The organism is Pseudomonas sp. T1.Ur (assembly GCF_023516725.1).
GTDB lineage: Bacteria > Pseudomonadota > Gammaproteobacteria > Pseudomonadales > Pseudomonadaceae > Aquipseudomonas > Aquipseudomonas alvandae.
Genome location: NZ_JAMGSN010000001.1, coordinates 1,952,157 through 1,973,008 on the forward strand (window position 1 = coordinate 1,952,157; position 20,852 = coordinate 1,973,008).

The 20,852-nt window shown below is 62.9% G+C and carries 18 protein-coding genes; 14 read left to right on the top strand and 4 right to left on the bottom strand.

All coding sequences use genetic code 11. The features are described from left to right. Positions 1-15: 15 nt before the first annotated feature. From M8Q45_RS09040 to M8Q45_RS09055, 4 genes are all read right to left on the bottom strand, one after another. The gene (locus M8Q45_RS09040) at positions 16-867 is read right to left on the bottom strand and encodes an NAD-dependent epimerase/dehydratase family protein (RefSeq protein WP_249874400.1); all 852 of its coding nucleotides are present in this window, start codon (positions 865-867) and stop codon (positions 16-18) included. Positions 868-898: 31 nt separating this feature from the next. After that, positions 899-1,828 (bottom strand): glycosyltransferase family 2 protein, encoded by a 930-nt coding sequence (locus M8Q45_RS09045; RefSeq protein ID WP_249874401.1) that lies wholly within the window; start codon positions 1,826-1,828, stop codon positions 899-901. A 303-nt stretch (positions 1,829-2,131) separates the two neighbouring features. After that, positions 2,132-3,289 carry an alpha/beta hydrolase family protein gene (locus M8Q45_RS09050; RefSeq protein WP_249874402.1) on the bottom strand — a complete coding sequence of 386 codons (1,158 nt, stop codon included), beginning with the start codon at positions 3,287-3,289 and terminating at the stop codon, positions 2,132-2,134. A 215-nt stretch (positions 3,290-3,504) separates the two neighbouring features. Then, a complete protein-coding gene (locus M8Q45_RS09055) occupies positions 3,505-4,416 on the bottom strand; it encodes a LysR family transcriptional regulator (protein ID WP_030141685.1) in 912 nt (303 codons plus the stop codon). 319 nt (positions 4,417-4,735) lie between these two features. Here M8Q45_RS09055 and M8Q45_RS09060 point away from each other — a divergent pair, with 319 nt between their 5' ends. The 14 genes from M8Q45_RS09060 (at position 4,736) to M8Q45_RS09125 (ending at position 20,850) form a co-directional block, all read left to right on the top strand. Beyond that, entirely contained in the window at positions 4,736-5,674 is a 939-nt protein-coding gene (locus tag M8Q45_RS09060) for a VOC family protein (RefSeq protein ID WP_249874403.1), read from the top strand. 15 nt (positions 5,675-5,689) lie between these two features. Next, entirely contained in the window at positions 5,690-6,055 is a 366-nt protein-coding gene (locus tag M8Q45_RS09065) for a Rieske (2Fe-2S) protein (protein ID WP_249874404.1), read from the top strand. Positions 6,056-6,239: 184 nt separating this feature from the next. Further along, positions 6,240-7,919 carry a DUF1302 domain-containing protein gene (locus M8Q45_RS09070; RefSeq protein ID WP_198795841.1) on the top strand — a complete coding sequence of 560 codons (1,680 nt, stop codon included), beginning with the start codon at positions 6,240-6,242 and terminating at the stop codon, positions 7,917-7,919. Positions 7,920-7,931: 12 nt separating this feature from the next. Then, the gene (locus M8Q45_RS09075; protein WP_249874405.1) at positions 7,932-9,296 is read left to right on the top strand and encodes a DUF1329 domain-containing protein; all 1,365 of its coding nucleotides are present in this window, start codon (positions 7,932-7,934) and stop codon (positions 9,294-9,296) included. 69 nt (positions 9,297-9,365) lie between these two features. Beyond that, positions 9,366-10,469, top strand: a complete 1,104-nt coding sequence (locus M8Q45_RS09080) for a WD40/YVTN/BNR-like repeat-containing protein (protein ID WP_249874406.1) — start codon at positions 9,366-9,368, stop codon at positions 10,467-10,469. A gap of 4 nt (positions 10,470-10,473) precedes the next feature. Beyond that, entirely contained in the window at positions 10,474-13,008 is a 2,535-nt protein-coding gene (locus M8Q45_RS09085; protein ID WP_249874407.1) for an efflux RND transporter permease subunit, read from the top strand. A gap of 126 nt (positions 13,009-13,134) precedes the next feature. Further along, positions 13,135-14,337, top strand: coding sequence for an MFS transporter (locus M8Q45_RS09090; RefSeq protein ID WP_249874408.1), 1,203 nt, complete (start codon positions 13,135-13,137; stop codon positions 14,335-14,337). A 52-nt stretch (positions 14,338-14,389) separates the two neighbouring features. After that, entirely contained in the window at positions 14,390-15,463 is a 1,074-nt protein-coding gene (locus M8Q45_RS09095; protein ID WP_249874409.1) for a Rieske 2Fe-2S domain-containing protein, read from the top strand. Then, complete coding sequence (locus M8Q45_RS09100) at positions 15,460-16,503, top strand: Rieske 2Fe-2S domain-containing protein (RefSeq protein WP_249874410.1); 1,044 nt, start codon at positions 15,460-15,462, stop codon at positions 16,501-16,503. Before M8Q45_RS09095 ends, M8Q45_RS09100 begins: the two co-directional genes overlap by 4 nt. Further along, positions 16,503-17,456 carry a PDR/VanB family oxidoreductase gene (locus M8Q45_RS09105; protein WP_249874411.1) on the top strand — a complete coding sequence of 318 codons (954 nt, stop codon included), beginning with the start codon at positions 16,503-16,505 and terminating at the stop codon, positions 17,454-17,456. The genes M8Q45_RS09100 and M8Q45_RS09105 overlap by 1 nt, the downstream gene beginning before the upstream one ends. A gap of 62 nt (positions 17,457-17,518) precedes the next feature. Then, a complete protein-coding gene (locus M8Q45_RS09110) occupies positions 17,519-18,091 on the top strand; it encodes a cupin domain-containing protein (RefSeq protein WP_249874412.1) in 573 nt (190 codons plus the stop codon). Further along, positions 18,088-19,080 carry a fumarylacetoacetate hydrolase family protein gene (locus tag M8Q45_RS09115; protein ID WP_249874413.1) on the top strand — a complete coding sequence of 331 codons (993 nt, stop codon included), beginning with the start codon at positions 18,088-18,090 and terminating at the stop codon, positions 19,078-19,080. Before M8Q45_RS09110 ends, M8Q45_RS09115 begins: the two co-directional genes overlap by 4 nt. Then, a complete protein-coding gene (locus M8Q45_RS09120; protein WP_249874414.1) occupies positions 19,071-20,078 on the top strand; it encodes an NAD-dependent epimerase/dehydratase family protein in 1,008 nt (335 codons plus the stop codon). Before M8Q45_RS09115 ends, M8Q45_RS09120 begins: the two co-directional genes overlap by 10 nt. Beyond that, a complete protein-coding gene (locus tag M8Q45_RS09125; protein WP_249874415.1) occupies positions 20,065-20,850 on the top strand; it encodes a cyclase family protein in 786 nt (261 codons plus the stop codon). Before M8Q45_RS09120 ends, M8Q45_RS09125 begins: the two co-directional genes overlap by 14 nt. Positions 20,851-20,852: the final 2 nt, after the last annotated feature.

Sequence of the window (20,852 nt, forward strand, 5' to 3'; positions counted from 1 at the left end):
CCATCGAAGGTCAATTCAGCGTTCAGGCAAGTCCTCGCAACCCAGATGAAACGTCCTGGGAGCAAAGCCAAGCCGTTCACTGGCTTGGGAATGGTCGAATACCAGGTCCTGATTCATTCGCGCCACCAAGGCGCTAGACAGGTGTCGGTAGCGTGGCAGGCAGCGCAGGAGCGAAACGCCCTTGCTCAATGCCGCGGCAGGCAGGCGCAACGTTCGCTGCGGGCGCCCCATGGCTTCGAATATCCGGGTCACCATTAGGTGGTAGGGCAGAATTTCTCCCCCTGACAGGTTATAACCGCCACTGGGCAGGCCAGGTGCGCCCATGGCGGATAGACACGCCTGGATCACGTCATCACCGTGCACCGGTTGACGCAAACCAGTCGCGCCGCCAATGAGCGGAAAAAATCCGAAGCGTTGGATAAAACGCGCTATTTCCGAAACGTTCTTGTCGCGGCCAAACCCATAGACCAGGGTCGGTCGCAGGATCACCCATTCAACCTGCCGTTCGTTTGCCCACTGCTTGAGCTGTTCTTCTGCACTGATCAAGCGTTGCGCCACGTCCCTTTCCTGGGCATCGGGCGATGCGTGCTTGGCAAAGCGGCTCGTGGAGGAGAGGACGACAACGCGTCTGACCTGGGTATTGGCAAGGCGCTCCAGATAGTCGGGTAACACCCAGAGGGGGGCAAACGACAGAAACGTGTCCAGCGTCAGTCCGTGCCAGTCATCTGCGTTTCGCCACGTCACACCTGGGCAAGATACGTTGGGCACGCCTCGGGTAAACGCGCTGGTCGAGTGGCCGTTTTGGGCCAGCAGTGGCAGGGCGCGCTCACCCAGGAGGCTGGAGCCGCCTAATATTCCTATGCGCATTGAACGCTCTTTATCGGGGGTTCCATGAATGTCAGAGCCGGGAAGTCGCGTGGCGAACAACCATCAGGCCGAATCGAAACCACACTCCGATGACCACGCTGACCCACAGTACGGCTGGGTACCTGCGGCGGAAGAACTTGCGATAGAAACGCAGGAATCCCAGGTGTTTGTGCCATTCGACGAAATAGGGACGATGACGGCTGCAACCGCCGAACACATGCATCACCCGGGCATCCGGCACGAACAGGACGCGCCAGCCGGCCTGATGGAAGCGCATGCACCAGTCCAGGTCCTCGCAATGCAGGAAATAATCTTCGTCCCACAGCCCGACGCTCTCGATCGCTTCGCGCTTGACCAACATGCAAGCCCCGGAGATGGCCTCGACGACAATGGGGATGCTGGGTAGCGGCTCCTTGTGCAATAAAAAGTCTGAAAGCACCGATGGGAAAAGAACCGCGAGCCGCGAGAGGCCGAAAGCCCGCATGAAGGCCCGCCTGGGCGTCGGAAATACCCGACGCCCACCGGGCTGCTCGCTGCCGTCCGGATTGCACAGGAAACCACCGACCATGCCGATTCCGGGTGAGCTGCGCAGTGCCTGCAGCATGCGCTCCAGGGCATCGGCGGCCAGCTCGGTGTCAGGGTTAAGGAAGAGCAAGTTGGGGGCCGCTGACAGGCGGGCACCTTGATTGCACGCCACGGCAAAGCCGAGATTCGTGGCATTGCGAACGATTCGAAGCGAGTCGCCGTCGGCGTGGGTTCGCTCAAGCAACCTCAGGCTGTCGTCGTGGGAGTCGTTATCCACGACGATCACCCTGGAGGCGCCGGCGGCAAAGGCCGATCCGACACTCGCCAGCAACAGCTCACCAGCGTTGTAATTGACGATGATCACATCACACTCGCCATGGGGCGATGGCATGAGCCGTTCGTCAATAGCGAGCAGTTCCACTGCTTCCAACTTCATCCACTCCCTGTACAGACCTGGATACGGATGGGATCGCAACTACTCAGGTCTGTGATGAAGATAGCAGGTCCGTGGGCTTCGACCAGTTCCGCCGACATCAGAGGGGCATTTGTCCGCAATCACGCTGGGTGGGCTTTCGGAAGAAGGACTGCTGGTGCAAGCGCTTGGAAACAGCTAGGCAAGCTGATCTTCAAGGACTTGATCAAGGCTGGTTGATGAGCCGGGCTGGCTGTTCCGATTCGATCAGGCTCGGGCGGACAAAGGACCGCCAGGGCCTGATCCTGGTAGCTCGTCAGACGCCGCTCATGCCGTATGACCACCGAGCACTTCAGCCACCCAGTCGGCAATGTACTGGCCGGCATTGATACTGTTGTCGAAACTCGAATGCTGCACGCCGCCCTCGCGGTCGGTGAAGATTTTCAGTTCGCGTTTCGGGCTGTTGACCAACTGGTCGTAGGTGCGGTGTGCCCATTTCAACGGGATCTGTGAATCTTTCTCGCCATGGGTGACCAGGAAGGGCACCTTGATGCGATCCAGGATGCCGTCCAGATGGACCTGCTCGGCGATGGCCATGAACTGGTCCGTGTCTTTGGCGCCCCAGACCCAAGACACATGGGACCAGTAATGCGGCACCGGGAAACTGCCTTCCTTTTCCAGGCGACGCTTCTGCACGTCGCGCCAGTCATGGTTGGCGCCCCATACCACGCCGCACGCAAAGCGCGGCTCGAAGGCCACGGCGCGCGGGCAGTAATAACCACCGAGCGACACGCCTTCCAGGCCAATGCGCCTGGCGTCGACATCGTCGCGGGTTTCCAGCCAGTCCACCACGCGGCTGGCCCAGTGTTCGCTGTCAAACCGCGCCGTCAGGTCATGCAGGCGCAGTGCTTCGCCCGTGCCGGGCTGGTCGATGATCAACGACGACACGCCACGTTTCGCCAGCCAGGTGGGGAGGCCGACGCGGTATTTCATTTCCTTGGTGGAATCCAGCCCATTGACCTGCACCAGGATCGGCGCGGGGCTGCTGACGCCTTCGGCACGGACCAGCAGGCCGCTGAGGTGTTTGCCCTCGTAGGGGATTTCCACGCGTTCACAGTTTTCCCTCGACAGTTCGATGCCGCGCTGGAAGGTCTGTAGAAAACGTTGGTACAACGCCGTGCGGCCAGGCGCACCATGGGCCTGCAGGCGTTCGCAGCTCAGGTAATAGGTGGCGGCGCGGTTGTACTTTTCACCGGCGGACAACATCCGTCCCTTGCCTTCGTCTTCTTCAGCCAAGCCGCACAGCTTGTCGGCCATGTTCGCCCAGGTTTCACGGAAAGCCTGGCTGCCGGCGGCATCCGGCTGCCTGGCGGCGTCTTGCAATGGCGCGCACATTTCCTCGATTTCGCCGATGCGGGCGCCCATTTCAATGGCCAGGTCGACGGAAAGGTTCCACACGTAGTTGGTTGGAAAGTAGCGAAACATGATTGTTGTTGTCCTTGTGCAAGCAAAGGCAGGCGGCCAGGTCCGGAGCGGGATCGCCAAGCCTGGCGGTTCGAAGCAGGCTAAGGGGAGGCCGGTTGTTTGGCCAATCGCGAGTCGGGATGGGAGGTATTGCGAACGGCGATGGAGGGGGCGTGCACCATCGCTTTGAGGCCATGGGCTGCACGCCAGCGAAAAGCTCAAGCAGCGGGCAGTCGCTACTGCTCCAGCTCGTTGATGATCTGGCTGATTTTCGCCCGCAGCCAGCGGTGCATCGGATCGCCTTCCATCGTGCGATGCCAGAGCATGAACTCACGCATCACCGGGATTTTCACCGGCGGCTGCACGATGCGCAGCGGCAGGTAGTTGGCGTAGAGCCTGGCCATTCGCTGGAGCATGGTCGCGATACGCTGGGTGCCGACGATCAGCTGTGGCAGGGTGTTGAAGTCGTGGGTTACCACTTCCATGCGGCGGGTGAGGCCGTATTGGCTCATCAGCCATTCTTCGACGCTCAGTTGCCGGTTGCGGCCGAAGATCACGGAGACGTGACCCATCTCGATGTACTGATCCAGCGTGATGCTGTCGCCCACCAGGGTATTGCCATCCCACACGACGCAAACGTGTTCTTCTTCGAACAGCAACTGCGACGGATGGCCTTCGATGAGGTAGTGCTCAGGCACGATCATCATGTCCGCTTCGCCGCGCATCAGCAGCTCGGTGGAGGTGTCGCCGGGGCCCAGCAGTTCGAAGGTGATGTGCGGGGCTTCCAGGGAAATCTTCTGGATAACCCGGGCGAACAGGACGCTGATCAGGTAGTCCGAGGTGATCAAGCGGAAGTGGCGCTTGCTGGTGGCTGGATCGAAGACCGGTTTGGCGGTAATCGAGGACTGGATCGTCAGCAATATTTCACGCACCGGCGCCGCCAGTTCCCGGGCATAGGGCGTGGGTTGCATCTTGCGCCCGACCTGCGCCAGCAGTTCATCTTCGAAATACAGGCGCAGCCTGCCCAGTACACCGCTGGTGGCGGATTGAGTCATGTGCAGGCGTTCGGCGGCGCGGGTGATGTTCTGCTCTTCCAGCAACACATCAAGCGCCACCAGGAGATTGAGATCCAGGTGGTTGAAACGCATGGCGGTCTCGATTCTTGTATTTATTTTGTAAATACATTCCGACCTTCCTATCGCGGCGTCAAGTCCCGCAAGCGGGCGAGTCGAGTATCGCCGATTCGATATTCCCCGCCGCTTGTGCGGTGCAGCCAGGTATCGCATTTGCCGATAGGTCGCATCCCGACAAGCGATTAGTCAGTGAATTCCTACCCCTTCAGTATCGGCCCACAGTCGGCCGGCCATGAGGCCTTGCCGACTCCAGAACCTGGCTCGGCAGCGCATAGCCTGCAGCCTTGAGAGCGGGGGCTGGCCTCATGCGAATAATTACAACGGAGTGGTAACCATGAACATCATCGGTCTTGATGCCTTGATTTTTGGCGTCGACGATATTCAAGCCTGCACGCATTGCCTGCGTGACTACGGTCTGCAACCTGTCGATGTCGACAGCGAGGGGGGTCGTTTCGAAGCGCTCGACGGCACGGCGGTGATTATCCGTCGGGCGGATGACGTCCGTTTGCCAGCGGCCATCGGGCCTGCGCCCTCGATTCGTGAAACCGTTTACGGCGTCGCCGGCGTGGCGGACCTCGAGGCCATCGCTGATGAACTGGGGCGGGATCGCCTGGTGACTCGCGGTGCCGATGGTTCCGTGCACAGTGTGGACGACATGGGTTTCGCCATTGGTTTCCAGGTCAGCGTGCGACGCCCGTACAGCGCGCCAGCCGACCTGACCAACGCACCGGGCCATGCCGCCCAGCGTCCGGTCAACCAGCCGGCAGTCAACCCGGACATGCAGGCCTTGCCGCGCACATTGTCCCACGTGGTGTATTTCGTGCCGGACGCGGTCAAGGCCGAAGCCTTCTACAAGCGCCTGGGCTTCGTGACCACGGATGCTTTCGTTGGCGCGGGCCCGTTCATGCGTCCGGCCGGTTCCGATGACCATCACTGCCTGTTCATGATCCAGACCCCGCCGCACATGAAGGGCTGCGAGCACTTCACCTTTCACCTGGGCAGCGGCACGGAAGTGCTGCTGGCGGGCCGGCGTTTCGAACAGCAAGGCTGGACCAGTTTCTGGGGCCCGGGCCGCCACCTCTTCGGCTCCAACTGGTTCTGGTACTTCAACAGTCCGCTGGGCTGCCACATCGAATATGACGCCGACATGGACAAGCACGATGACGCCTGGGAAGCGCGCCAGGCGCCGTTGTCGGCGGATAACTCGCAACTGTTCCTGTTCACCTCCCGGGAAAAATGGTTCCCGAGCGGTCCGCCGCCCAAGCAGGCTTGAGTGCGGATTGGGTCCATGAGCCATGAAGCGTTGGTGCTGTGCCGCCTGGATGAACTGGTCGAAGGGCAGTCCCGCGGGTTCGACCCTCTGGGCACCGGAAAAGACAGCGTGTTTGCCCTGCGCCATGACGGCGAGGTGCGGGTTTATCGCAACCGTTGCCCGCATCTGGAGGTGCGCCTGGAGTACCGCAAGGACCGTTTTCTCAGCGTCGATGGCCGCCAGGTCATCTGTTACGCCCACGGTGCAAGGTTCCTTCCGGACACGGGTTTGTGCGTCTACGGGCCGTGCCTGGGGGAAAGCCTGAGTGCTCTGCAATGGCACGCGGAGGCCGATTGGCTGGTGCTCGAAGCCGGCCAACTGGAGGTGCCTGCGGGGTCATGAATGTATCGCGGTTTCTGATACATCGTATCCCTACATGCGATTAGTCAAACGCCTGCTTTGCCGAGAAAGTGAACACAACCCGGCAGCGAATGCGTGCAAAAACAGTCGGTAGGCCTGGCTGGATTGCGGCACGGTTTTACCAGAAGAACTGACATACAAAAAAAACAATAAGAGGGTTACTTCGATGGCTACTCGCAAGATCGCTGCGTCGCGGCGCGTCCCCTTTACACTGACCCTTGCTGCGAGCCTGGGGCTGGGCGCTTCGGCTGCCCAGGCCTTCCAGATCGATACCGGCAATCCGGATCTCAGCTTGCGCTGGGACAACACGCTGAAGTACAGCGCGGCCTGGCGGCTGAAGGACCCCAGCAGCAAACTCAGCGAGGGCCAGACGGCGCTGAACCAGAATGACGGCGACCACAACTTCGGCAAGGGGCTGATCTCCAATCGCCTGGATATTCTTTCCGAACTGGACATCGGTTTTCACAACTTCGGTGCCCGTCTGAGCGGCGCCGCCTGGTACGACACCGTGTATCAGGACCGCAACGACAACAACGACGCGGCCAGCGCCAACCAACGGTCGGTGGGCTTCGACGAATTCACTCACGACACCCAGCAACTGCACGGTGGCGACGGTGAGCTGCTGGACGCCTTTGTCTACTGGAACGGTGAGCTGGCCGACCGTACCTTGTCGGTTCGCGCGGGGCGCCACGGCCTGATCTGGGGCGAGAGCCTGTTCTTCGGCGGCAACGGGATTGCCGGGGCCATGGCGCCGGTGGACGTGGTCAAGGCGCAGTCGGTGCCCAACACGCAATTCAAGGAAATCACCCGGCCGGTCAACCAGCTCTCGACCGCCTACCAACTGACCGACGATGTGTCGTTGGGCGCCTTCTACCAGTTGGAGTGGGAAGCCACCCGCTTGCCGGGTGCCGGCAGTTATTTCTCCACCAGCGATACCATCGGCGATGGCAATGAACGGCTGATCACGGGCGGGCCATTCCCGGATTTCCTTGGCGGCAATGCCAACAGCCCGGCGGCGTTTTTCCATGGCAAGGACAAGAAGGCCAGGAGCTCCGGCCAGGGCGGCCTGCAGCTCAAGTACAACACCGGGACGACGGATTACGGCCTGTACGCGCTGCAGTACCACGAGAAAACCCCGACGTTGTATTTGAAGCCGAATGCCACCGGGCCGAACTTCAGCACCGGGCAGGTCGGCGAATACTCCTGGGTCTACCCGGAAGATATTCGCGTACTGGGGGCCAGCTTCGCGACTTCGGTGAATGAGTACAGCTTTGCCGGCGAAGCGTCGATGCGCTGGAACATGCCGCTGGTGTCCAACGCCCAGACCGTCCTGCCGGGCGTCGACGCGGACAACAACGATGACGCCCTCTATGCCGTCGGCCGCACGGCCCACGTCAACCTCAACGTCCTGGCCTCGCTGGGCCCTTCCTTTGTTTCCAATGAAGCCAGCCTGGTGGGCGAGGTCGCCTGGAACCGCCTGCTGGCCGTGACCAGGAATCGTGCCGCGCTGGACCCCAACGCCACCGATGACGGCCTGGGCTTGAAGCTGGTTTACACGCCCACCTATCGCCAGTTCTTCCCAGGCGTGGATATCAGCGTGCCCGTGGGCATCAGCTATTTCCCCATGGGCAAGTCGGCGGTGATCAGCGGGTTCGGTCCCGATCGGGGAGGGGACATGAACATCGGTGTCTCCGCCACCTACCTGGACCAAGTGACCGTGGGGCTGACCTACACCCACTTCTATGGTCCCGAGGACACCAGCCTCAACGCCGCCAACCAGTTCAACTACAAGCAGTCGCTGAAGGACCGGGATTACCTGGCTTTCTCCGTCAAGACCACGTTTTAAGAGGATTCGCGCATGACCATTCAGTTCACTCTAAAGGCCTTGTGCTTAACCCTGCTGGCCGCCGCCGCGCCGATCGCCCTGGCCGCCAGCGCCGAACAAGCCGCCGCGCTGGGCAAGACCCTGACGCCCTTCGGTGCCGAGAAGGCTGGCAATGCCGACGGCAGCATCCCGGCCTGGGACGGTGGCTACACCAAGGTCGAGCCGGGCTATGTCCCGGGCGCCAAGCGCAGCGATCCGTTTGCCGCCGATAAACCCTTGTTCAGCATCACTGCACAGAACCTGGCCAAGTACGCCGACAAGCTCAGCGACGGCACCAAGGAGCTGTTCAAGCGCTTTCCGGAGACCTATCGCATCGATGTCTACCCGACCCGGCGCACGGCGGCCGCGCCGCAATGGGTCTACGACAACACCTTCAAGAATGCGACCCGCGCCAGACTGATCAACAGCAGCGCCGGCCTGATTCCCGACGGTGCCTATGGCGGGATTCCGTTTCCGATTCCACAGAACGGTACCGAAGCCATCTGGAACCATGTGTTGAACTGGCGTGGCACCTCGGTGGCGGGGCATTTTCGCCACTATCTGATGACCGCCGACGGCAACCAGGTGATGACCAGCGACGGCCTGCTGACCCAGGAAATGCCCTACTACTTCCAGGAAGGAGGTCCTGAAAACTACTCGGGCGACTACTGGCTGGTGCACTTCGTCAACCTCGGCCCGGCGATTCGTGCCGGCGAGCAGATCCTCGGGCGTGAAAACATCAACGGCGACAAATCCCAGGCCCATGTCTACCTGAGCGGCCAGCGCCGGGTGCGCACGCTGCCCAACGCCTGCTGTGACACGCCGACGCCTTCCACCGCCGGGGTCATGTCCTTCGATGAGTTGAGTGTGTGGGGCGGGCGTACGGACCGGTTCGACTGGAAACTGGTCGGCAAGCAGGAGATCTACGTTCCCTACAACACCAACAAGGTGCAGAACGCTGCCCAGCCGCAGGACCTGTTGGGCAAGCACCATCTGAACCCGGACTACGTGCGCTGGGAGCTGCACCGCGTCTGGGTGGTCGAGTCGACGGTGGCCGCCGGCAAGCGCCACCAGTTGCCCAAGGGCCGCTACTACCTCGACGAGGACACTTGGCAAGCCCTGCTCGGCGATCGTTGGGACGCCAGCGGCCAACTGGCCAAGACCCTCTGGTCGCTGCCTTCCGTATTGCCCGACCTGCCAGGCCTGGTGCAACTGTCTTCCGGTTTCTACGACCTGACCTCCGGTGCGTGGTTTATCCAGAACCTCTATGCCGGGTTGCCTGAGCAGTATCGCGCGGTTGATCGCTACAAGGCCTCGGAGTTCTCGCCTGCGGCGATGGCGGGTCGCGGCGTGCGTTGATCGGGCCGAGAGCCAGGGGCGGGCCTGTCGGCTTGCCCTTGGGGGATGAGTGTTTTTCCGAGGTAGGTTATGAACAGAATCAGTCAGGCGGGCGCGTTGCTCTTGGCCCTGTGCCTGCCCGTCGCCGCGAGCGAATGCCTGGCCGGGACGGCTGCCGTGGACGTGCCGCTGAATACTCCCGCCATGCAGGTGTCGGCTGCGCAGGACGGCGTTTTGATCGACTTGGCGCGCGCCGGTACACGTCTCGTCGCCGTGGGCGAGCGGGGCCTGGTGGTGTTTTCCGACGATAACGGGCAGAGCTGGCGCCAGGCTTCGGTGCCGGTGTCGGTCAGCCTGACGGCGGTGCAGTTTGTCGATGCGCAACAGGGCTGGGCGGTCGGCCACGCTGGCGTGGTGCTGACGACGCATGATGGCGGCGAGCACTGGACGCTGCAGCTCGACGGCGTGCGCGTGGCACAGCTCGAACTGGAGGCCGCCAAGGCCGAGCAGGCCACGGCAGCCAACCCGGACGACGCCCTGGCACGGGTACAAAATGCCGAGCGTCTGGTCGCTGATGGGGCGGACAAACCCTTCCTGGCGCTCCAGTTCATCGATGCACACCGTGGGCTGATCGTCGGGGCCTACGGCTTGGCGCTGCAGACCACCGATGGCGGCGCGACCTGGCAGTCATTGATGGGACGCATCGCCAACCCGAACGGCTTGCATTTGTACGCGATCAGTCGCCAGGGGCCACGTTGGTTCCTGGCGGGCGAGCAGGGGTACCTGGCGCGTTCGGAGGATGACGCGACGTCCTTCAGCCCGTTGGACAGCCCTTACGAAGGCACTTTCTTCACCCTGCAGAGTCGTGCCGATGGCGCGCTGCTCGTCGCCGGCCTGAAGGGCAATGCCTTCATTTCCAACGATGCCGGCGCAAGCTTCCAGTGCCTGTCCGTTCCCGTGCCGATTTCCTTCAACGACGCCACCCGCCTGGCGGACGGTCAGGTATTGCTGGTCAACCAGGCCGGCACGCTGTTTCGCAATGGCAGGCGGACCGGGGAGGCGCTGCTGCCACTGGGCAAGCCGTTGGGCAAGCCTGTTTCAAGTCTGATCGAGGCCGCCGATGGCAGCCTGGTCGTCGCCGGTTTCACCGGGCTGCAGCGTATTGCGCAGCCAGCCACTGCCGCTTCGGAGTGAGGTTATGACGTCCCCTGGTAAGTTTCCCCAAACCCCTGCGATAGCCTTCGACGATTTCGATCCGCGCTCCGGCTCGGTGCTCGAACGGGCATTGTTCAACCATCGCCTGTGGGTGTTGCTGCTGTGCCTGGCGACCACGCTGGTGTTGGGTTGGCAGTCCAGCCGCGTCGAGCTCAACGCCAGTTTCGAAAAAATGATCCCCACCCATCATCCCTACATTGCCAACTACCTTGAGCACCAGCAGGAGTTGAGCGGGCTGGGCAACGCCTTGCGCATCGCCGTGGTGAACAAGCGGGGCGAGATCTATGACGCTGACTACCTCAAGACCTTGCAGGCGTTGAGCGACAAGATCTACCTGCTGCCCGGTGTCGATCGCGCCTACATGAAATCGTTGTGGACGCCCGCCACGCGCTGGGTCGCCGTGACCGAAGCCGGCCTGGAAGGCGGGCCGGTGATCCCGGATAACTACGACGGTGGTTCCGCCAGCTTGGCGGCCTTGCGGCGCAATGTGCAGCTGTCCAACGAAATCGGCCAGTTGGTGGCATTCGACCAGGCCTCGAGCATCATCCAGGTCCCGCTGTTGCAGCGCACTCCCGACGGCCGGCCCTTGGACTACACCCGGTTGTCGCAACAACTGGAATCGCTGCGCAGCCAATACCAGAGCGACAGCGTTGATATCCATATCACCGGTTTCGCCAAGAAAGTCGGTGACCTGATCGCCGGCCTGCGGCAGATCCTGATCTTCTTCGCCGTGGCGATCCTGATCACCACCGTCGTGCTCTATTGGTACACCCGCTGCATCCGCAGCACCTTGCTGGTGGTGTTCTGCTCATTGGTGGCGGTGGTCTGGCAGCTTGGCCTGCTGCCGTTGCTGGATTATCAGTTGGACCCCTATTCGGTGCTGGTGCCGTTCCTGGTGTTTGCCATTGGCATGAGCCATGGGGCGCAGAAGATGAATGGGATCATGCAGGACATCGGTCGCGGCATGCACCGCGTGGTCGCCGCGCGCTTTACCTTTCGCCGCCTGTTCCTCGCCGGCCTCACCGCGCTGCTCTGTGACGCGGTCGGTTTCGCGGTGCTGATGATCATCAAGATCCAGGTGATCCAGGACCTGGCGATGATTGCCAGCATCGGCGTCGCGGTACTGATCTTCACCAACTTGATCCTGTTGCCGATATTGCTTTCCTATGTCGGCGTCAGCGGCCACGCGGCGCGACTGAGCCTGAAAAGCGAGCACGCCGAGCAAGCCGGCGAACATCGCCATGGGTTCTGGCGCTTCCTCGATCTGTTCACCCGGCGTCGCTGGGCGGCGGTGTGCATCGCGCTGAGCCTGGCGCTGGCGACGCTCGGCTTCGTGGTCAGCCTGCAATTGAAGGTGGGTGACCTGGATGCGGGCGCTCCCGAACTGCGCGCTGACTCGCGCTACAACCAGGATGACGCCTTCCTGACCCGGCATTACGGCGCGAGCAGCGACCTGTTCGCGGTGATGATCAAGACGCCTGCCAGCGCCTGTTCGCGCTATGACATCCTGAACAAGGTCGATGCCCTCGACTGGCAATTGCGCACCTTGCCGGGTGTCGACTCGACCAATTCGCTGGCGCTGCTCAACCGCCGGATGCTGGTGGGCCTCAGCGAAGGCAGCCCGAAGTGGTACGAGCTGCAGAACAACCAGGCGATGCTCAACATGGTCACCGCCGGGGCGCCACGCGGTCTCTACAACGAAGACTGCAGCCTGCTGACGCTGTACGCCTACCTCTCCGACCACAAGGCGCAAACCCTGACCCGCCTGGTGGAGCATGTCGAACAGTTCGCGGCGGCGAACAATACCCACGACGTCCAGTTCCTCCTGGCTGCCGGCAACGCCGGAATCGAGGCCGCGACCAATATCGTGGTCAAGCAGGCCAATCGGGAAATGCTGTTCTGGGTCTACGGAGCGGTGATCCTGCTCTGCCTGATCACCTTCCGCTCCTGGCGTGCCACGGTGTGCGCGGTGATTCCGCTGATGCTCACCTCGATCCTCTGCGAAGCGCTGATGGTCTGGCTGGACATCGGCGTCAAGGTCGCGACCCTGCCGGTGATCGCCCTCGGCGTGGGCATCGGCGTCGACTACGCGCTGTACGTGATGAGCATCCTGCTCGGTCACATGCGCCAAGGCACCAGCCTGTCGGAGTCGTATTACCGGGCGCTGCTGTCCACCGGCAAGGTCGTGATGCTGACCGGTGTGACCCTGGCGATCGGGGTCGCCACCTGGATGTTTTCACCGATCAAGTTCCAGGCCGACATGGGCGTGCTGCTGGCGTTCATGTTCGTCTGGAACATGGTCGGTGCCCTGGTCCTGCTGCCGGCCCTGGCGCACTTCCTGTTGCCGAGCGAGCGGATCAGCCGGGAACAGACCTTGGCTGTACCCAGCCCGCCGACAAGCCTGGCGCTCACGCCTGCCGTCGTCGAGGGGGGCGGTTGCCTGCAACAGGCCCTTTGTCCGCAGACCCCGGGACAGCATCAACGCGCAACGCCCTGCGCCCAAACCATCGCGTCATGACAATAAGAAAGGACGTTCCCATGCCTCGCATGTATCAGCTCCAGCAGCATCTCTGGCTAGCGCTTCGAACCGGTCTGGTCGCTTTCGGGGTGGCGTTCTGCGCGACCCAACCGCCGGAGGTGCGTGATGAACGTTGAACGCCAGGCGCGGCTGCCGCAGTCCTTGTTGCTGTTGCTCGGCAGCTGCCTGCCGGTCCTCGGCGCGGTGCTGCTGGCCCCCGTCCTGCCGCGCATGCAGGAACACTTCGCCGACACCCCGGGCGTCGCGGTGCTGGTTCCCATCGCCCTGACGCTACCGGCGCTGATGATTGCCCTGTTGGCACCTTTCGCCGGGATCATTGCCGACCGACTCGGGCGCAAGCCGTTGCTGATCGGCGCGATGTGCCTCTACACCGTCTGTGGCGTGCTGCCGCTCTGGCTGGATTCGTTGCAAGCGATCGTCGCCAGCCGCGCCGGCATCGGCCTGGCCGAGGCGGCGATCATGACGTGTTGCACCACGATGATGGGCGACTACTACAGCGGCGCGCGGCGTGAACGCATGTTCGCCCTGCAAATGGTCGCGACCTCGCTGTCGGCGGCGATTTTCATCGCCATCGGCGGCGTGCTGGGCGAGCACGGCTGGCGCACACCGTTTGCGCTGTATGGGTTGGGGCTGGTGCTGCTGCCGCTGATGGCCTGGCTGTTGTGGGAGCCGCATGGGCGTGACGTCGCGGCGAAAAGAGCCGCAGGCGCGACGTTTCCCTGGCGCGCCTTGGCACCGTTGTATGGCCTGGCATTCCTTGCCGGATTGAGCCTGTTCATCGTACCGGTACAAGTCGGTTATCTGCTCAACCTGCTGCATGTCGAAGGGTCGCAGCAGATCGGCTTGACCATGGGCGCCAGCCAGCTCGGCGTACTGGTCGGCGCGTTGAGTTTCCGCCTGTTCAGTGGCGTGGCGGCGCACCGGCAGATGCTCCTGGCCTTCGTCGCCGCTGGCATCGGCGGTGGGTTGCTGGCGGTGGCCGACAGCCATGGATGGGTGGTGATCGCCGTACTGATCAATGGCCTGGGTATCGGCCTGATGATGCCGACCCTGCTCACCTGGATCATGGCCCAGGTCGACTTCCAGCAGCGCGGCCGCGCCGCCGGTGGTTTCACCTCGATGTTCTTCGCCGGGGAGTTTGTCAGCCCGCTGGTGGTGCTGGCGATCACCGGTGGGGTGACCAGCGCCTTGCCCGCCGCGCTGGGCATCGTTGCCGGCGTTCAACTCCTGGTGGCCGTGGCCTGCATTCGGTTGCGTGGCGGCGGGGCGGTTTTTCCCGCTGCGGTTGCGGCAAAGCCTGATCGCTGATTCCACATCCCACATCCCAAAAAAACAAGAACAAGAACGAGAGGAGAACGATATGAGCTATTTGCTCAACACCTGGTACATCGCCGGGTGGGCGGACGAGTTGGCACCAGGGGCGATGCTTGGCAGAACCATCGTCGAACAACCCATGGTCTTCTTTCGCGACAGCCGGGGCGCGATCCAGGCGCTCGCCGATCGTTGCCCGCACCGTTTTGCCCCGCTGCACATGGGCACGATTGTCGGTGACAGCGTCCAGTGCCCGTACCACGGTTTGCGTTTCGACGGCAGCGGCCAATGCACGCACAACCCCCATGGCGAGGGAAACATCCCCAAGGCGGCCTGTGTCCGCGGGTTCGCGGTCGTTGAACGCCACGGCGCGATCTGGGTCTGGCCGGGTGAGCGTCACCTGGCCAGCGATGCGCTGATCCCTGACTTTTCCTTTTTCGAGCAGGCGCCCACCCATGCCAAGGGACACGGCTACCTGCCCACGCGCGCGCACTACGAACTGCTGTCCGACAACATCATGGACCTGAGCCATGTTGATTTCCTGCACCCGGATACGCTCGGTGGCGGAGCGTTGTCACGCACCCGCGCCACCGTCGAGGAGTTGCCCAACGATCGCGTGCGCATCAGTTGGTGGGCCGCCGATGACGTTCCTCCGCCGGCTTTCGGCGCCCACCTTGAAGATCCGAGCCGGGCAGACGTCTGGGCCGAAGTCATCTGGCACGCGCCTGGCCTGATGCTGCTGGGCAGTGGCGCCACCGCGCCAGGGTGCCCCAGGGACGAGGGGCCGGTGACCTGGAACCTGCACCTGATGACCCCGCAGGACGCGACGAATACCCATTATTTCTTCGCCAACACGCGCAGTTTCGAGCAGGACAACGCGCCATTGAACGCCTTCGTCCAGGACATGTTGATCGGCATCTTCGCCGGTGAAGACAAACCCATGGTCGAGGCCCAGCAGCGCCAGATAGGTGAGGTTGACTTGCTGGGCCTCAACCCGGTGTTGTTGCCCGTCGATGCCGGGGCCGTGCGCTGTCGGCGGGTGCTGCGTCGGTTGATTGAAACCGAGCGCGCGGAGACGCACGCCAGTCCGTCATCAAGTCTTGAAAAAGAGGAATTGCGATGAGCTTTCTCCGCAACGTCTGGTACGCGGCCGCCTGGGGCACCGAGGTCAAGGCTGGCGAGCTGTTCCAACGCACCTTGCTCAATGAGCCCGTGGTGTTTTTTCGTGACACCCAAGGTACCGCCCAAGCCATCGCCGATCGCTGCCCCCACCGTTTTGCACCCCTGGGCATGGGCATCCTCAAAGGCGATGCGGTGCGTTGTCCGTACCACGGTCTGGCATTCGACGGCAGCGGCACCTGTGTGCATAACCCCCACGGCGATGGTGCGATTCCCAAGGCGGCGAAGGTCAAGACTTATCCGCTGGTCGAGCGCCATAGCCTGCTGTGGATCTGGATGGGCGATCCACAACAGGCCGATGCGACGCAGATTGCGGATTTCAGTTGCATGGATGAAGACCAATGGTATGTCGGTAAACGCTACTTGCACGCGCGAGCCAACTATGTGCTGGAAACCGACAACATCATGGACCTGAGTCATATCGATTTCCTGCATCCGGCGACGTTGGGTGGCGATGGCGTCAAGAGCGCGTTGACCAGCGTGCAGGAGGAGGGCAATACCGTTTGGTCCAACCGCCAGACCGTCGCGGAAATCATGCCGGAATTTCTCTACGCCGCCTGGAACATTCCCCAGGGCACCCCGGTGGACCGTTGGATTGATGTGCGTTGGGATGCGCCTGCGAACATGTTGTTGTTTTCCGGTGCGGTGGCGACAGGGCTCCCCAGGGAGCAGGGCGTTTCCACGCCGATTCCGCATCTGTTCACCCCGGAAACCGAGACCACGACTCACTACTGGTTTTCAGTTTGTTTCCCCAAGGCAATGGGCGAATTCGCCGAGCGATTCGCTGACGAGCAAGCGGCCGCGATCAACCAACCCTTTGCCGATGAAGACTTGCCCATGCTCGAGGCGCAGCAGCGCATGATGGGCGATGCGTCGTTCTGGGATTTGAAGCCGGTCCTGCTGATCGGTGATGCAGGCGCCATCCGCGCGCGGCGTGTACTCGATCGCTTGATCGCTGCCGAGCAGCCTGTGGGTGCCAAGTGATGATCGAAGTCATCGTCACTCGCAAGCGGCGCGAAGCCGAAGGCATCTACAGCTTCGAGCTGGCCCCGGTCGAGGATTGCGTGCTGCCTGCCTTCAGTGCCGGCTCGCATATCGACGTGCACCTGCCCAACGGCCTGGTGCGCCAGTACTCGCTGTGCAATCACCCCGAAGAACGCCACCGCTACCGGCTGGGGGTGTTGCTCGACCCCGCGTCCCGCGGCGGCTCCCAGGCCATGCATGAGCAAGTGCACGAAGGCAGCCAACTGCGCATCAGCGAGCCGCGCAACCTGTTCCCGCTGGAACATGGGGCAGGGTACAGCGTGCTGTTCGCAGGCGGTATCGGCATCACGCCGATCCTCTGCATGGCCGAGCGCCTGGCGCGGGTCGGCGCGCCTTTCGAGTTGCACTACTGCGGTCGCTCGGCCGGGCGGATGGCCTTCATCGAGTACATCCGTCATTCCGCGTTCGCCCATTGCGTGCATGTTCATCTGGACGATGGCGAGGCCATCCAGCGCCTCGACAGTGCTCGGGTTCTGTCCGCACCGGCCAGTGATCGTCACCTGTATGTCTGCGGCCCGAATGGCTTCATGGACCATGTGCTGGATACCGCACGCACGCAGGGCTGGGCCGAGGCGCAGCTGCACCGCGAGTATTTTACCGCCGCCGCTGCGCCGGCCAGCGAGGCGGGCGGGTTCGAGGTGCAACTGGCAAGCACCGGGCAATGCTTCCAGGTACCTGCCGCGCTCAGCGTGGCCCAGGTGCTGCTGGAGGCCGGCATCGACATCCCGTTGTCCTGCGAGCAGGGCATTTGTGGCACTTGCCTGACACGGGTGCTGGAAGGCGAGCCGGAGCATCGCGATATGTTCCTGACCGATGCCGAGCGAGCACGCAACGACCAGTTCACGCCGTGCTGCTCGCGCGCCAGGAGCGCGCGGCTGGTGCTCGATCTTTAAGGCTTCCCATGAATCCATTTTTACCCGCCGGCACGTTCCACCCATAGATTGAGGACTTGAACATGCAACAGCTTCCTGGTTTCAAACGCGTGGTCACCGGGCACGATGCCCAGGGGCGGGCGGTGGTCGCGCTCAGCGGACCGACGCCGAACAGCTTCCCGCTCAAGGCCGTACCCGGCACGGTCTTCCACGAGATCTGGAACAGCGGCGCCAGCCCGGCCGCGCTCGACAACGGCGACGACCCCACCCGCAAGCCGCTTCAATTGAGCCCGGCCCCGCTGGGCAGCGTCATCCGCGTGGTGGATATCCCGCCCGACAGCGTGCAGAACCAGGTCAGTGCCGAGGATGCCGCGGCGGCTTTCGCCGAAATTGGCCAGGCCCACGCCGGTACCGGGCAGGCGGATTCCACGCACAAACTGATGCACCGCACCGAAACGCTGGATTACGGCGTAGTGACGGAGGGCGAGGTCTGGCTGGTCCTCGATGGCGAAGAGGTGCACCTCCAGCGCGGTGACGTCGTCGTGCAGCGCGGCACCAATCATGCCTGGAGCAATCGCACCGAGCAGATGGCACGCATGCTCTTCGTGTTGCTCGACGGTCGCTTCACGCCTGAGCTGCAAGGAGAACAGGCATGAAGCTCAGTACCCTCAAGGATCACCGCCGCGACGGTCGTCTGCTGGTGGTATCACGCGACTTGGCCTGGGCGGCGGATGCCAGTGATCTCGCAGCGACGCTGCAGGAGGCCATCGAGCATTGGCCGAGCGTCGAAGCCGCTTTGCGCGCACGCTATGACGCCTTGAACCAAGGCGCGCTGCCCGGTGCCTTCGCCTTTGATCCGCAGCAAGCCGCGGCACCCTTGCCGCGTGCCTGGCAGTGGCTGGATGCCTCGTCGTTTCTCTGCCATGGCGAGCGGATGCAGAAAGCGTTTTCGCTGGATCCCATCGAAGGTGTCGAACACACGCCCCTGATGTACCAGGGTTGCGGCGATGACTTCCTCGGCGCCCACGATGACATCGTGCTGCCCAGTGAAACCCACGGTATCGATTTCGAAGGCGAATTCGCCGTGGTGGTCGATGAGGTTCCCATGGGCTGCTCGGCGCAAGACGCCATTGCCCATGTCCGCCTCATCGTGCAAGTCAACGACGTCAGCTTGCGCGCACTTGCACCCCGGGAGATGAAGACCGGCTTCGGGTTTATCCAGGCCAAATCCTCGTCAAGCTTCGCCCCGGTGGCAATCACCCCCGACGAGTTGGGCGAAGCCTGGCGCGACGGGCGCGTGCACTTGCCGCTGAAGGTCGAGTGGAATGGCCAGTGGTTCGGGCATGCCCACGGTGGCGCCATGCATTTTGGCTTTCATCAATTGATTGCCCACGCAGCGCTGACCCGCCGTCTCAGGGCCGGCTGCGTGATCGGTTCCGGCACGGTTTCCAATGCCGACCCCAGCGTTGGCGCGGCCTGTATTGCCGAACGTCGTGCCGTCGAGATGATTGAACAGGGCGCGCCCAAAACGTCCTTCATGCGCTTTGGCGACCGGGTGCGCATGGACGTCCTCGATGCACAAGGGCAGTCGGTCTTTGGCGCGATAGACCAGCGTGTCGTCCGTGGAGACCGCCCATGCGCGTGATGATTACCGGTGCCAACGGCTTTGTCGGGCGGGCACTGGTGCAGCGCCTGCTCGACACGAATCAGCTGCGAGGCCAGCCCATCAGCGCGCTGATCCTGCTGGATAAGGAACTGGCGGGTTTTGCGGACGACAAGCGCGTGCGCCGTCATTGTGGCAGCGTCACCGATGCCGCGTTGCTGCGTCGCGCCCTGGCCGATGGCATCGACGTGGTGTTCCACCTGGTGAGCGTGCCGGGCGGCGCGGCCGAGCAGCAGTATTCACTGGGCTATCAGGTCAACTTGCTGGCGAGCCTGGAATTGCTCGATCAGTTGCGCGAACAACCTGGCGTGCCGGTGCTGGTGTATGCCAGCAGCGTGGCGGTGTACGGCGGCGACCTGCCGGCGCGCATGGATGAGCGTGCCGTGCCGCACCCGCAGATAAGCTATGGCGCGCACAAGGTGATGGTGGAAACGGTCCTCAACGACCTGGCTCGGCGCGGCGAGGTGGACGGTCGTGCCGTGCGCCTGCCCGGCATCGTCGCGCGTCCACGTGAACCCAACGGCCTGCGTTCGGCGTTCATGAGCGATCTGCTGCACGCGTTTGCCCAGGGCGAGCCGTATTGCTGCCCGGTGTCGCCGCAGGCGCAGGCGTGGTGGATGTCGGTGCGGTGTTGCGTCGATAACCTGCTGCGAGCCGCCGAGCTGCCGACCGCCGAACTCGGCGGCTCACGTGTCTGGCAACTGCCGTTGTTGCACCTGTCCATTGCCCAGGTCATCGATGCCCTGGCCGCTGCCTACGGCCAGGAACGCCGCAGGCTGATCAGCTTTGCACCGGATGCCGGGCTGCAAGCCTTGTTCGGCAGTTTCCCGGCGATGAAAACCCCACTGGCCCGCGCCCTTGGCTTTCGCCATGACGGCTCGGCAGCCGCCTTGATACGTAACAGTTTGAAGCCTGCTGCCTCGGCGCGTCGTGCGCGGGGGCGGGTGGCGCTTGGAGTGACCGATCATGCAACCGACTAAACGCCGTCTGGTGGACCTGTCCGTGACCCTGGACAACAACCCTTACACCGATCCGCCGCCGTTGCTGCCGAAAATCGACTACATGGACCATCAACAAGGCTGGCCGGAGATGGCCGCGATGTTTCCCGGCCTGGCCAAGGCGCAACTGCCCGGCGACGAGTCCTGGGCGGCTGAGCGCCTGCAAATCACCACCCACAGCGGTACGCACATGGACGCCCCTTGGCATTACGCCTCGACCACGGACGGCGGCAAACCGGCGTTCGGCATCGACGAACTGCCACTGGACTGGTGCCTGCAACCGGGGGTGAAACTGGACTTTCGCCATATGCCAGACGGTCACGTGGTCAGCGCCGCCGAAGTACAGGCTGAGCTGGCGCGCATCGGGCACGTGCTCCAGCCGTTGGACATCGTCCTGGTCAATACCCGCGCCGGTGCGCTGTTCGGTCAGCCGGGTTATCTGGATGCCGGGGTTGGCATTGGCCGCGAGGCCACATTGTATTTGCTCCAGCGCGGCGTGCGTGTGGTCGGCACCGATGCCTGGAGCTGGGACGCGCCGTTCAAGTACACACGCGAACGCTTCGCCGCCACCGGCGACGCCTCGATCATCTGGGAAGGGCACAAGGCCGGGCGCGACATCGGCTACGGCCAGATGGAGAAACTGGCGAACCTGGAATGCCTGCCCGCCCATGGCTTTCAGGTGTCCTGTTTCCCTTACAAGATCAGGCACGCCTCGGCCGGCTTCGTCCGCGCCGTGGCGATTTTCGAGGAATGACC

Bases quoted from the DNA above. Each gene is read 5' to 3' on its own strand.
- M8Q45_RS09100 (WP_249874410.1), top strand. From the start codon at position 15,460: ATGAGCTTTCTCCGCAACGTCTGGTACGCGGCCGCCTGGGGCACCGAG.
- M8Q45_RS09050 (WP_249874402.1), bottom strand. From the start codon at position 3,289: ATGTTTCGCTACTTTCCAACCAACTACGTGTGGAACCTTTCCGTCGAC.
- M8Q45_RS09085 (WP_249874407.1), top strand. From the start codon at position 10,474: ATGACGTCCCCTGGTAAGTTTCCCCAAACCCCTGCGATAGCCTTCGAC.
- M8Q45_RS09090 (WP_249874408.1), top strand. From the start codon at position 13,135: ATGAACGTTGAACGCCAGGCGCGGCTGCCGCAGTCCTTGTTGCTGTTG.
- M8Q45_RS09125 (WP_249874415.1), top strand. From the start codon at position 20,065: ATGCAACCGACTAAACGCCGTCTGGTGGACCTGTCCGTGACCCTGGAC.
- M8Q45_RS09105 (WP_249874411.1), top strand. From the start codon at position 16,503: ATGATCGAAGTCATCGTCACTCGCAAGCGGCGCGAAGCCGAAGGCATC.
- M8Q45_RS09120 (WP_249874414.1), top strand. From the start codon at position 19,071: ATGCGCGTGATGATTACCGGTGCCAACGGCTTTGTCGGGCGGGCACTG.
- M8Q45_RS09080 (WP_249874406.1), top strand. From the start codon at position 9,366: ATGAACAGAATCAGTCAGGCGGGCGCGTTGCTCTTGGCCCTGTGCCTG.
- M8Q45_RS09045 (WP_249874401.1), bottom strand. From the start codon at position 1,828: ATGAAGTTGGAAGCAGTGGAACTGCTCGCTATTGACGAACGGCTCATG.
- M8Q45_RS09110 (WP_249874412.1), top strand. From the start codon at position 17,519: ATGCAACAGCTTCCTGGTTTCAAACGCGTGGTCACCGGGCACGATGCC.
- M8Q45_RS09060 (WP_249874403.1), top strand. From the start codon at position 4,736: ATGAACATCATCGGTCTTGATGCCTTGATTTTTGGCGTCGACGATATT.
- M8Q45_RS09115 (WP_249874413.1), top strand. From the start codon at position 18,088: ATGAAGCTCAGTACCCTCAAGGATCACCGCCGCGACGGTCGTCTGCTG.
- M8Q45_RS09055 (WP_030141685.1), bottom strand. From the start codon at position 4,416: ATGCGTTTCAACCACCTGGATCTCAATCTCCTGGTGGCGCTTGATGTG.
- M8Q45_RS09095 (WP_249874409.1), top strand. From the start codon at position 14,390: ATGAGCTATTTGCTCAACACCTGGTACATCGCCGGGTGGGCGGACGAG.
- M8Q45_RS09065 (WP_249874404.1), top strand. From the start codon at position 5,690: ATGAGCCATGAAGCGTTGGTGCTGTGCCGCCTGGATGAACTGGTCGAA.
- M8Q45_RS09070 (WP_198795841.1), top strand. From the start codon at position 6,240: ATGGCTACTCGCAAGATCGCTGCGTCGCGGCGCGTCCCCTTTACACTG.
- M8Q45_RS09040 (WP_249874400.1), bottom strand. From the start codon at position 867: ATGCGCATAGGAATATTAGGCGGCTCCAGCCTCCTGGGTGAGCGCGCC.
- M8Q45_RS09075 (WP_249874405.1), top strand. From the start codon at position 7,932: ATGACCATTCAGTTCACTCTAAAGGCCTTGTGCTTAACCCTGCTGGCC.